A 10,455-nucleotide genomic window follows, 5' to 3' on the forward strand; every position below is an offset into this window, starting at 1 on the left:
CAACGCGCCCGCCGATGCCGTGCACGGCCTCATCGATGTTCGACGTGACCTGGGTCACACGGGGTGGCGTAAGGCCCGAGCGGTCAGCCGGCCGCTCGGCGGTACTTGCGGACCGCGAGGGTGCGGAAGGCCAGGATGATCACGACCGACCAGATCAGCGAGGCCCAGACCGGGTGCTGCATGGGCCAGGCGTCGGACGCGTTGAAGCCCGGCGGAAGGTTGCCGAACAGCTCGCGGCACGCCTGCACCGTGGCGCTGAACGGGTTCCACTCCGCGATATGCCGCAGGAAGGCCGGCAGGTGGCTCGCGTCGACGAACGCGTTCGAGATGAACGTCAGCGGGAACAGCCAGATCAGCCCGCCCGAGGTCGCCGCCTCCGGAGTGCGCACGCTCAGGCCGATCAGCGCGCCGATCCACGAGAACGCGTACCCGAGCAGCAGGAGCAGGCCGAAGCCGGCGAGCACCTTGCCGAGGTTCTCGTGGGTGCGCCAGCCGACGATCAGCGCGACCACCGCCAGGACGACGAGGGTGAGTGCCGTCTGCACCAGGTCGGCGAGGGTGCGCCCGGTCAGCACAGCGCCCCGCGCCATCGGCAGCGACCGGAACCGGTCGATCAGCCCCTTGTGCATGTCGTCGGCGATGCCCGCACCGGCACCCGCCGTGGCGAACGTGACCGTCTGCGCGAAGATGCCGGCCATCAGGAACTCACGGTAGGCCTGGGTGGAGGTGGAGGAGCCGACCGTGATCGAGCCGCCGAACACGTAGGTGAACAGCACCACGAACATGATGGGCTGGATCAGCCCGAAGATCAGCATCTCGGGGATCCGGCCCATGCGGATCAGGTTCCGGTGGGCCACCACCATGGAGTCGCTCACGGCACTCACTTCACGGCCTCCTTGCCGGGTGCGGTGTCGGCCTGGGAGGTCTCCTCGGCCATGTGTCCGGTCAGGGACAGGAAGACGTCGTCGAGGGTGGGGCGGCGCAGGGCGATGTCGTCTATCTCGATGCCCCGGCCGTCCAGCTCCCGGATGACCTCGGCGAGCAGCTTGGCGCCGCCGGTCACGGGCACCGTGAGCTTGCGGGTGTGCTCCTCGACGGTGGTGTCGCCCTTGCCGAAGCCGCTCAGCACCTCGGCGGCGGTGCGGATGTGGTCGCGTTCGTGCACCACGACCTCGACACGCTCCCCGCCGGTGCGGGCCTTGAGCTGGTCGGAGGTGCCCTGGGCGATGACCCGGCCGTGGTCCACGACCGCTATGTCGTGGGCGAGGTGGTCGGCCTCCTCCAGGTACTGGGTGGTGAGCAGCAGGGTCGTACCGCCGGAGACGAGCTGCTTGATGACCTCCCACAGCTGCTGGCGGTTGCGGGGGTCCAGACCGGTCGTCGGCTCGTCCATGAACATCACGGGCGGCGAGACGACCAGGGCGGCGGCGAGGTCCAGGCGGCGGCGCATACCCCCGGAGTAGGTCTTCGCGGGGCGGTCGGCGGCGTCGGTGAGGTGGAACTGCTCCAGCAGCTCGATCGCGCGGGCCTTCGCCTGCTTCGCGCGCATCTGGTAGAGCCGGCCGACCATCTGCAGGTTCTCGCGACCGGTCAGGTACTCGTCGACCGCGGCGAACTGTCCGGACAGGCCGATGGAACGGCGTACGGCGTCGGGCTGTTCGAGCACGTCCACGCCCGCGACCACGGCCCTGCCGCTGTCGGGGCGGAGCAGGGTCGTCAGGCAGCGGACGGCGGTGGTCTTGCCGGCGCCGTTGGGCCCCAGCAGTCCGAGGACGGTGCCTTCGGGGACATCGAGGTCGACGCCGTCCAAAGCCCTTACGTCACCGAAGGTCTTCACCAGGCCTTCGGCATAGATGGCGCCTGGCATATGGGTCTCCACGTCGTCGGGGATCGTCGGGAAAGAGTAGGTACGCCCGCACCGGTCCGCCTATGGTTTTCGCCGACGCGGCGGCAGGCGGGCGCAGCACATGGTCACGCACACACCATAACGCGATGTATCGCGTCCGTCGACGGATTTTCCCGAACGAGTGAACACCGGTGTTCTGACCTGGCCCTTTCCCGCTCGACGGGAGACGCGGCGGCTCAGTCCATGACCGTGTAACCGGCCTCGCGCAGGGCCCGGCCGACCTCGGTGCAGTGCACGGGCCCCTTGGTCTCCAGGTGCAGTTCCACCTCCGCCTCGGACAGGCCCAGCCGGGGATCGGTCCGGACGTGGCTCACGTCGAGAACGTTGGCATCGGCAGCCGACAGCACCCCGAGGAGCGTGGCGAGGGCCCCGGGCCGGTCCGTCAGCCGTAGCCGTACGGCCAGGTAGCGGCCCTGCGCGGACATGCCGTGCCGCAGCACCCGCTGCAGCAGCACCGGGTCGACATTGCCCCCGGACAGCACCGCGACGACCGGTCCCGCGAAGGAACCGGGCTCGGCGAGCAGCGCGGCCACCGGACTGGCGCCGGCCGGCTCCACGACCAGCTTGGCCCGCTCCAGACACAGCAGCAGGGCGGCGGAGAGCTGGTCCTCACTGACCGTACGGACCTCGTCGACCAGTTCCCTGACGATCGCGAACGGCACGGCGCCGGGCCGTCCGACCTTGATGCCGTCGGCCATCGTCGCCGGGTTCGCCACCGTCACCGGATGCCCGGCCGCCAGTGAGGGCGGGTACGCGGCCGCGCCCGCCGCCTGCACGCCGACGATGCGCACGTCCGGCCTGACCGCCTTCACCGCGACGGCGATCCCGGCCGCGAGCCCACCGCCGCCGACACCTACGACGATCGTGCCGACCTCCGGGCACTGGTCCAGGATCTCCAGGCCGACCGTGCCCTGACCGGCGATGATGTCGGGGTGGTCGAAGGGGTGGATGAACACCGCGCCGGTCTCGGCCGCGTACTCCTGCGCGGCGGCCAGCGTCTCGTCGACCACCTGCCCGTGCAGCCGCACCTCGGCGCCGTAGTGCCGGGTCGCACTGATCTTGGGCAGGGGGGCACCGTTGGGCATGAACACCGTGGAGTGCACGCCGAGCAGCGACGAGGCCAGCGCCACGCCCTGCGCGTGGTTCCCGGCGCTGGCGGCCACCACCCCGGCGGCGCGCTCCTCGGGCAGCAGGCCCGCGATACGGACGTAGGCGCCGCGCAGCTTGAACGAACCGGTCCGCTGCAGGTTCTCGCACTTCAGGTGGACCGGCGACCCGACCAGCTGGGACAGGTGCCTGCTGCCCTCCATCGCGGTCGCCCGCGCGACGCCCGTGAGCATCTTCTGGGCGCCGCGCACGTCGTCGAGGGTGACGGGGCGCAGGGAGTCAGCCGTGCCGTAGCTCATGACTCGAGTCTCGCAGTTCACCGGCCGAAGGCGCGGGTGTGACCAAGCTCCGAGACCGGTTTGCGCAGCGCCGGTACGGCTCGCCCCCCGTCCGCGTACTCTGTCCCCCACACTCCAGCACTCTTCATGAAGTGAGCCCCCGGCCATGCCCACAACACCTGAAATGTCGATGGACATGACGACCGTCGGTGACACCGGTCTCCTCGACACTCTGCAGCACGAGGTGGCGGTGTTCGCCCGCCGTGCCGAACAGACCCGGCTCGGCGGGGTCGGGCAGGTGCGCAACTCCATGGACCGCGCCGCGTACCTGCTGCTCAACCGCCTCGACAGGGAAGGCCCCATGGGCGTCAAGGCGCTCGCCGCGAGCATGGGGATCGATTCCTCGACGGTCACCCGGCAGGTGGCTCCGCTGGTCGACACCGGGCTCGTCAAGCGCACCTCGCACCCCGAGGACGGGCGGGCCGTGGTGCTGCAGCTGTCCCCGCGCGGGCTGTCCCGGCTGGACGAAGTACGTTCGTCGCGGCGCCAGTTGATGGCCGAGCTGACGAAGGACTGGGAGCCGGAGGAGCGCGAGACGTTCTGCGCCCTGCTGACCCGCTTCAACAGCGCCCTGTCCGCCCGCATGTCCGTGGCACCGCTCCCGGACACCTCGCCGACCTCCTGAACGGCGCCCGGGCCCAGCCCTGAGCCGGGCTCCCTTCCCGAGACCACGGCCGACCGCACCCCCATAGACCACGGCCGGGCACACCTCCCGAAACCGCAGCAGGCCGCACCCCTGGAAACCGCGGCCCGGCACACCCCCGGAGACCGCGGGCCGGCACCCCTCGGAGACCGCGGCCCGGCACACCCCCGGAGACCGCGGGCCGGCGCCCCCGAAGGCCACGGCCGGGCACACCTCCCGAGACCGTCGCCGGGCGCGCTTCCCGGAACATCCGCCGCGCGCGCGTGGTGCGCGGCTCTTGACCGTGGGCACGGCTCTGGCCTCATATGAGACCGGGTCCCGTCGTCCCCGTGTCCGGGGCCCCGTAGAGGGGGAGGCGCGGTGCGTGATCGGCAGGCGTCCCAGGATGCCGGCCGGGCCCGGGAGTTCGAGGCGTTCGTCGCGGGCGCGGCCGGACGGCTGCTGCATGCCGCGACCCTGCTGACCGCCGAGGCCCCGGACGCCAACCCGCGCGCACGGCGCCTGCTGACGCTCGCGCTCGCGCACACGTACGCGTGCTGGGACCGGCTGCGCGGCGACGACCCCTACGACCGGGCCCGTCAGCACCTCGCGCTGCGCTTCGCGAACTCCGCCTGGCACCAGCAGGGGGGCCCGCTGAGCCGCGCCCGCCCGCACCCCGGCAGCCCCCTGGCCGCCCTCGCCCCGCAGGAACGCCTGATCCTGGTGCTGCGGCTGTACGAGGGGGTGGCCGAGGAGCAGACCGCGGCGCTGCTCGGCCTGCCCGCGGAACGCGTGCGCGTCCTGTGCGACCGGGCGACGGCCACCCTGCTGCACCCGCCGGACACGTCGGCGCGCACCGTCATGGGGGCGAAGGTGGCGCCGTCGTGAACCGTGTCGAACGCGAGGCGGCGGCCCGCAGGCTCATGGAGCAGACGCCGCCACCGGTGCCGCCCGACCTCTACGGGGAGGTGCTGCGCCGGGGCGGCCGCCTGCTGCGGCGCAGGCGCGGCGCCCGCCGGCTGCTGTGGCTGCTGCTGTGCGCGGCGGCGGCGGCGTTCACCGTGTGGGCGGCCACCGTCCATCCGTGGGCGGAGCCGCCGTCCACGACGACTCCGCCCGTCACCGGTTGGTGAACGCTCAGCCGAGCGCCTGCTGAAGGTCTTCCAGCAGGTCGTCGACGTTCTCGATGCCCACGGACAGCCGCACCAGGTCGGCGGGCACCTCGAGGGCGGAACCAGCCGCCGAGGCGTGCGTCATCCGCCCCGGGTGCTCGATCAGCGACTCGACACCGCCCAGGGACTCGCCGAGGGTGAAGACCTTGGCGCGGTTGCAGACCTCGACGGCCGCCTCCTCGCCGCCCTCGACCTGGAAGGACACCATGCCGCCGAAGGCCTTCATCTGCTTGGCGGCAATCTCGTGCCCCGGGTGCTCGGGCAGCCCCGGGTAGAGGACGCGCGTCACGCGCGCGTGCCGGCTCAGCATGTCGGCGATCCTGGTGGCGTTCTCGCTGTGCCGGTCCATGCGCACCGCGAGGGTCTTGGTGCCGCGCAGCACCAGCCACGCGTCGAAGGGACCGGCGACCGCGCCCATCGCGTTCTGGTGGTACGCCAGTTCCTCGCCCAGGGTCTGGTCCGACACGATCAGCGCGCCGCCGACCACGTCCGAGTGACCGCCCATGTACTTCGTCAGGGAGTGCACGACGACGTCCGCGCCGAGCGAGAGCGGCTGCTGGAGGTAGGGCGTGGCGAAGGTGTTGTCGACGACGAGCCGGGCGCCCGCGTCGTGCGCGACCTGGGCGACGGCGGCGATGTCGGTGATGCCGAGCAGCGGGTTGGACGGGGTCTCCACCCAGACCGCCTTGGTCTTCGGGGTGATCGCGGCCCGCACGGCGGCCGGGTCGCTGGTGTCGGCGACGGACCACTCGACGCCCCACCGGGAGACGACCTTCGCGAACAGCCGGAACGTGCCGCCGTAGGCGTCGTTCGGGATGACCACGTGGTCGCCGGGGCTGAGCAGCGTGCGCAGCAGGGCGTCCTCGGCCGCCAGCCCGGACGCGAACGCGAGCCCGCGGCGCCCGCCCTCCAGCGCGGCGAGGTTCTCCTCCAGGGCGGTCCTGGTGGGGTTGGCGCTACGGCTGTACTCGTAGCCCCCGCGCAGGCCGCCGACGCCGTCCTGCTTGTAGGTCGAGACCTGGTAGATCGGCGGTACGACCGCACCGGTGAGGGGGTCCGCCGTGTTGCCCGCGTGGATGGCGAGCGTCTCGAAGTGCTGACTGATGTGCCTGTCGCTCATGGGTCATGAGCCTAGTGCTCCCGCGCGCCCGGCGCGTTGTCCACAGGCCCGGGCACCGGTTGGCCAAGTGTCGGCCCCGTCTGGTTCGCTTGACGCATGGCGATTCTCTGGGCCCTGATGGCGGCGCTCCTGCTGAGCTTCGTGCTGCTCCCCGTCCTGCGGCGGCGGCGCGGCATGATCGAGCAGGTCCACCCGAGCCACCCGGACGCCGCCGACCCGGCGGACTACGGATTCGTGCGCGAGGAGGACCTGGACCTCCGTATGCCGGGTCCCGACCAGGACCTGCTCGACGTCCTCGACGTCGTGCAGCGCACCCAGGACTACCGGGCCGCCGCGCAACTGCTCGCGGGCACGGAGATCGCGGGCGAGGTGCGCTGGCAGCGCGTCCAGGCCTTCGCCGGCGCGGCGGCGCTGGAGCTCCAGCAGCGGCCCGGCGGGGTCAGCGAGACACCGGGGGGCCAGTGGCTGCGGGTGTGGCGGGCCGAGCAGCCCAAGGACGCGGGCGGCGCCGCCGTGCACGCCGAGTTCCTGGTGCAGCAGGCGTGGCGGACGTCGACTCCGGGCACCGACGACTTCCGGATCATCATGGAGGAGGCCAGGGACGCCTGCGGGCAGGCGGCACTGCTGTCCCCCGGTGACCCGGTGCCGTACGTCATCGAGCTGTCGGTGGCCCGTGGGCTGAACTACTCGCAGCCCGAGTTCGAGAAGCTGTGGCTGAAGATCCTGGACCGCGCGCCCGCGCACATGGGGGCGCACCTGGCGGCGCTGCACTACTGGTGCGAGAAGTGGCACGGTTCCCGCGAGCTGGCGTACTCCTTCGCCGAGGCCGCCGCCGCCCGCGCCCCGCGGGGCTCGCTGCTGGCCGCGATGCCGCTGTTCGCCGTCTTCGAGCACCTGCCCGAGGTCAACCTGGTGGCGAGCTTCTACCAGAGCGAGGTCGTCACCAAGGCGGTGCACGGCGCCCTGCACGCCGTGCACTCGGCCCGGCAGGACGACCCGATGCTCGCCCATGTCCGGCATCTGCTGGTCTTCTTCCTGGTGCGCTCCGAGCGCTGGTCGGAAGCGATGGACGAGTTGATACACGTCGACGGGCACGTGGGGGCCCTGCCGTGGACGCTGTCGGCGAATCCGGCCGCCGAGTTCGCCCTGTACCGCGCGCTGGCGGTGGCGGGCTACGAGGCGAACGGCGGGAGTCCGGCGACGCTGCGGAGCTGAGAGCGCCGGCAGGAAGCGCCCCGCACCTTCCCGTCAGCCGACGTGACCGCCGTCGACGTGACCGCCGTCGACGTGACCGCCGTCGACGTGACCGCCGTCGACGTGACGCCGAAGTGCCGTGCCGCACCCCGTGGGGAACAATGGGGGTCCCGCGCCGGGTGAGGTGGTGCCGATGCCCGCTTGGCATCTGCGTGACTATCACGACGACGATCTCGACCAGGCCATCCAGATCTGGGACCAGAGCCGCCAGGCCGACGAGCAGCGGGTGTTTCCGGTCTCCGAGGTGATGGCCGCGGCCAAGAACGGTCAGACGGCGGTGGTCGCGGTGGTCGATGGCCAACTGGTGGGCATGGCCGTGGCCCAGGCCCACGACAAGCGGGGCTGGATCCTGCTGGTGGCGCTCGCCTCACGCTGGCGCGAGCGCGGGATCGGCAGCGCTCTGCTCGCCGAGCTGGAGCGCCGCCTGCGGGGGCTGGGCGTGCGCCACGTCAGCGCCCTGCTGCCGGCCGGAGCCGCCGGGACGAAGGCGCTGGAGAACTCCGGCTACCGGTCCCGAACCGACCTGACCTACTACGAGAAGCTGGAACCGCCCGGTGCCGCCGGCGCGGACGTCCTCGCGGCGGTGGGCGGCCGCATGCTGCCCGACGGGCTCTGGGACGCGATGGCGAGCATGGAGCGGGAGAAGCAGATCGTCGAACGCCGTGTCGTGCTGCCGCTGACCGAGCCGGCGCTGGCAGACCGCTACGGCGTCGCTCCGCCCAAGTCGATCATCCTGTTCGGGCCGCCCGGCACCGGAAAGACCAGTTTCGCCAAGGCGGTGGCCTCGCGGCTCGGCTGGCCGTTCGTGGAACTCTTCCCGTCCCGGCTGGCGGCCGACACGGACGAGGGACTCGCCGTGGCACTGCGGGAGGCCTTCGCGGACCTCGCGGAGCTGGACTCCGTGCTGCTCTTCATCGACGAGGTGGAGGAGATCGCCGGGGTGCGCTCCGGGAAGGCGGTCGACCCCGGACACGGGGTGACCAACGAACTGCTCAAGCTCATCCCCGTCTTCCGCGAGCACGACGCGCGGCTGCTGGCCTGCGCCACCAACTCGGTGCGCTCCCTCGACGCGGCGTTCCTGCGACCGGGCCGGTTCGACTACGTCATTCCCATCGGCCCGCCGGACCCCACCGCCCGCGCGGCGATCTGGGCCCGCTATCTCAGGGGCTCGGCCGAGTCGGTGGACGTCGGCCGGCTGGTCGCGGCCAGCGAGCTGTTCACCCCCGCCGACATCGAGTTCGCCGCCCGCAAGGGCGCTCAGGCGGCGTTCGAGTACGAGGTCGCGCACCGCCAGGGACGAGCGGCCACCACCGAGGACTACATGACCGCCATCGGCGACACCCGGCCGACCCTCACCCCGCACACGATCGAGGAGTTCACCGAGGACATCGACAAGTACAGCCGCCTCTGACGTCCCCTCTGCGACGGCGTCGGCGCGGGCGGCCGCCCGCCCGTTCCGGCCGCGAGCGGCCTGCGATTCACGCCTCGCGGCGCAGTTCCTGGACGGCTTTCATGAGGTCCGCCATGGCGGACCTGCTCTCGTCGTCGCGCCGGTCGTCGATCGCCGCGAGGGCCGTGGCGGCGGCCGTGCGGATCCGGTGGGGCAGCCCTTCGGCGGCCGTGAGGCGGTAGGCGGCGGTGCGGCGGGCCACGCGCTCGGCCGCGTCCACCGCGTCGGGTCCCGACAGCGGGAAGACGGCGGCCCGGTACGCCGATATCCCGAGCAACATCATGTCGGCGATCCCGTCGGCGTATCCGTGCGCGGCGGCCCTGCCCTGGCCCTCCCGAATGGTCTCGATCATGTGCCGGCGGGACAGCACCGACCCCAGAGCGCCACCGCCCCCCACGGAGAGGGCGCAGGTGACGGCGAGGAACGGCCCGTCCCACGCGTAACCGGTGATACCGCCGAGGACCGCGAGCGCGACGGTCCACGCGGCCGCGGTCCGGGCACTGATCCGCTCCGGTGTGGTGTCCATGACGGAAGTGTCCCAGCCGGTACGGACACCACTCCCGCGGGGTGGGTGCTCAGCCCTCCGCGCGGGCCGGCAGGCGCCAGCCGGGGCGGGGGAAGTGGCAGGTGTAGCCGTCCGGGTAGCGCTCCAGGTAGTCCTGGTGCTCGGGCTCCGCCTCCCAGAACGGGCCCACCGGCTCGACCTCGGTGACGACCTTGCCGGGCCACAGTCCGGAGGCGTCCACGTCCGCGATCGTGTCCTCGGCGATCCGCTTCTGCTCGTCGTCCGCGTAGTAGATCGCCGAGCGGTAGCTGAGGCCGATGTCGTTGCCCTGGCGGTTCCTGGTGCTCGGGTCGTGGATCTGGAAGAAGAACTCCAGGATCGCGCGGTAGTCCGTCTTCTCGGGGTCGAAGAGGATCTCGATGGCCTCCGCGTGCGTGCCGTGGTTGCGGTACGTCGCGTTCGGCACGTCACCCCCGGTGTAGCCGACCCGGGTCGCGGTCACGCCCGGGAGCCGGCGGATCAGGTCCTGCATCCCCCAGAAGCATCCGCCCGCCAGCACGGCCCTCTGCGTCTGCGCAGCCATCGCGGCCCCTCCAATTTCTGTCAGCCGGTCAGTCACCCCCCTCAACGCTCGAGGGTTCCGGACGATTCCGTCCCCACCGGCGACAGGAGACGCAAGCCGCGCCGGGGCGGGAAAACAGGTTGCCCCGGGTCCCGCCGAGGGGGCTGAATGGCGGGCATGGCCGACATCCATGGCTCGTACGACGAACTGTTCGTCGCTGTGCCGGACCTGCTGTCCGGACTGCTGGACGCGGGGGACGCGGGAGGTGCCGTCGCCGTCTTCGTGGACGGCCGGGCCGTGGTGGACGTGTGGGGCGGGTTCGCCGACGACGGGCGGGACCGGCCATGGGAGCGGGACACGATCGTCAACGTGTTCTCCGTGACCAAGACGATGACCGCGCTGTCCGCGCTCGTGCTGAT

General features: G+C 72.0%; 12 protein-coding genes. 6 read left to right on the forward strand and 6 right to left on the reverse strand.

Annotated features, from left to right (window positions below):
- Positions 1-83: 83 nt before the first annotated feature.
- From ABZ646_RS30145 to ilvA, 3 genes are all read right to left on the reverse strand, one after another.
- A complete protein-coding gene (locus tag ABZ646_RS30145) occupies positions 84-863 on the reverse strand; it encodes an ABC transporter permease (protein ID WP_360525652.1) in 780 nt (259 codons plus the stop codon).
- A 17-nt stretch (positions 864-880) separates the two neighbouring features.
- The gene (locus tag ABZ646_RS30150) at positions 881-1,867 is read right to left on the reverse strand and encodes an ATP-binding cassette domain-containing protein (RefSeq protein WP_360525623.1); all 987 of its coding nucleotides are present in this window, start codon (positions 1,865-1,867) and stop codon (positions 881-883) included.
- Positions 1,868-2,082: 215 nt separating this feature from the next.
- Positions 2,083-3,312, reverse strand: coding sequence for a threonine ammonia-lyase (ilvA, locus tag ABZ646_RS30155; RefSeq protein WP_360525626.1), 1,230 nt, complete (start codon positions 3,310-3,312; stop codon positions 2,083-2,085).
- A 169-nt stretch (positions 3,313-3,481) separates the two neighbouring features.
- Between ilvA and ABZ646_RS30160 the strand changes: the two genes are divergently transcribed.
- The 3 genes from ABZ646_RS30160 to ABZ646_RS30170 all read left to right on the forward strand — a co-directional run bounded on the left by ABZ646_RS30160 (position 3,482) and on the right by ABZ646_RS30170 (position 5,106).
- Entirely contained in the window at positions 3,482-3,976 is a 495-nt protein-coding gene (locus ABZ646_RS30160) for a MarR family transcriptional regulator (RefSeq protein WP_360525655.1), read from the forward strand.
- 378 nt (positions 3,977-4,354) lie between these two features.
- Positions 4,355-4,861: a sigma factor-like helix-turn-helix DNA-binding protein gene (locus ABZ646_RS30165; RefSeq protein WP_360525629.1), complete on the forward strand. Its 507-nt coding sequence runs from the start codon at positions 4,355-4,357 to the stop codon at positions 4,859-4,861.
- Positions 4,858-5,106 (forward strand): hypothetical protein, encoded by a 249-nt coding sequence (locus ABZ646_RS30170; protein ID WP_360525632.1) that lies wholly within the window; start codon positions 4,858-4,860, stop codon positions 5,104-5,106. Before ABZ646_RS30165 ends, ABZ646_RS30170 begins: the two co-directional genes overlap by 4 nt.
- 4 nt (positions 5,107-5,110) lie before the next feature.
- On the opposite strand, the gene ABZ646_RS30175 is transcribed toward ABZ646_RS30170, so the two are convergent.
- A complete protein-coding gene (locus tag ABZ646_RS30175) occupies positions 5,111-6,265 on the reverse strand; it encodes a cystathionine gamma-synthase (protein WP_360525635.1) in 1,155 nt (384 codons plus the stop codon).
- A 96-nt stretch (positions 6,266-6,361) separates the two neighbouring features.
- Here ABZ646_RS30175 and ABZ646_RS30180 point away from each other — a divergent pair, with 96 nt between their 5' ends.
- Both ABZ646_RS30180 and ABZ646_RS30185 read left to right on the forward strand, forming a co-directional pair.
- A complete protein-coding gene (locus tag ABZ646_RS30180) occupies positions 6,362-7,480 on the forward strand; it encodes a hypothetical protein (RefSeq protein ID WP_360525637.1) in 1,119 nt (372 codons plus the stop codon).
- 172 nt (positions 7,481-7,652) lie between these two features.
- Positions 7,653-8,930, forward strand: coding sequence for a bifunctional GNAT family N-acetyltransferase/ATP-binding protein (locus tag ABZ646_RS30185; RefSeq protein ID WP_360525640.1), 1,278 nt, complete (start codon positions 7,653-7,655; stop codon positions 8,928-8,930).
- Between the two features lie 67 nt (positions 8,931-8,997).
- Here ABZ646_RS30185 and ABZ646_RS30190 read toward each other — a convergent pair whose 3' ends face one another.
- Both ABZ646_RS30190 and msrA read right to left on the reverse strand, forming a co-directional pair.
- A complete protein-coding gene (locus ABZ646_RS30190; RefSeq protein WP_360525643.1) occupies positions 8,998-9,495 on the reverse strand; it encodes a hypothetical protein in 498 nt (165 codons plus the stop codon).
- Positions 9,496-9,544: 49 nt separating this feature from the next.
- The gene (gene msrA / locus ABZ646_RS30195) at positions 9,545-10,057 is read right to left on the reverse strand and encodes a peptide-methionine (S)-S-oxide reductase MsrA (RefSeq protein ID WP_360525646.1); all 513 of its coding nucleotides are present in this window, start codon (positions 10,055-10,057) and stop codon (positions 9,545-9,547) included.
- A gap of 156 nt (positions 10,058-10,213) precedes the next feature.
- On the opposite strand from msrA, the gene ABZ646_RS30200 reads away from it, so the two are divergent.
- Positions 10,214-10,455 (forward strand): serine hydrolase domain-containing protein (locus tag ABZ646_RS30200; RefSeq protein WP_360525649.1); only part of this gene is annotated, 242 nt, incomplete at its 3' end.

The organism is Streptomyces sp. NPDC007162 (assembly GCF_040634175.1).
In the GTDB taxonomy this organism is placed as follows: Bacteria; Actinomycetota; Actinomycetes; order Streptomycetales; family Streptomycetaceae; genus Streptomyces.

Bases quoted from the DNA above. Each gene is read 5' to 3' on its own strand.
- ABZ646_RS30145 (WP_360525652.1), bottom strand. From the start codon at position 863: ATGGTGGTGGCCCACCGGAACCTGATCCGCATGGGCCGGATCCCCGAG.
- ABZ646_RS30150 (WP_360525623.1), bottom strand. From the start codon at position 1,867: ATGCCAGGCGCCATCTATGCCGAAGGCCTGGTGAAGACCTTCGGTGAC.
- ilvA (WP_360525626.1), bottom strand. From the start codon at position 3,312: ATGAGCTACGGCACGGCTGACTCCCTGCGCCCCGTCACCCTCGACGAC.
- ABZ646_RS30160 (WP_360525655.1), top strand. From the start codon at position 3,482: ATGGACATGACGACCGTCGGTGACACCGGTCTCCTCGACACTCTGCAG.
- ABZ646_RS30175 (WP_360525635.1), bottom strand. From the start codon at position 6,265: ATGAGCGACAGGCACATCAGTCAGCACTTCGAGACGCTCGCCATCCAC.
- ABZ646_RS30180 (WP_360525637.1), top strand. From the start codon at position 6,362: ATGGCGATTCTCTGGGCCCTGATGGCGGCGCTCCTGCTGAGCTTCGTG.
- ABZ646_RS30185 (WP_360525640.1), top strand. From the start codon at position 7,653: ATGCCCGCTTGGCATCTGCGTGACTATCACGACGACGATCTCGACCAG.
- ABZ646_RS30190 (WP_360525643.1), bottom strand. From the start codon at position 9,495: ATGGACACCACACCGGAGCGGATCAGTGCCCGGACCGCGGCCGCGTGG.
- msrA (WP_360525646.1), bottom strand. From the start codon at position 10,057: ATGGCTGCGCAGACGCAGAGGGCCGTGCTGGCGGGCGGATGCTTCTGG.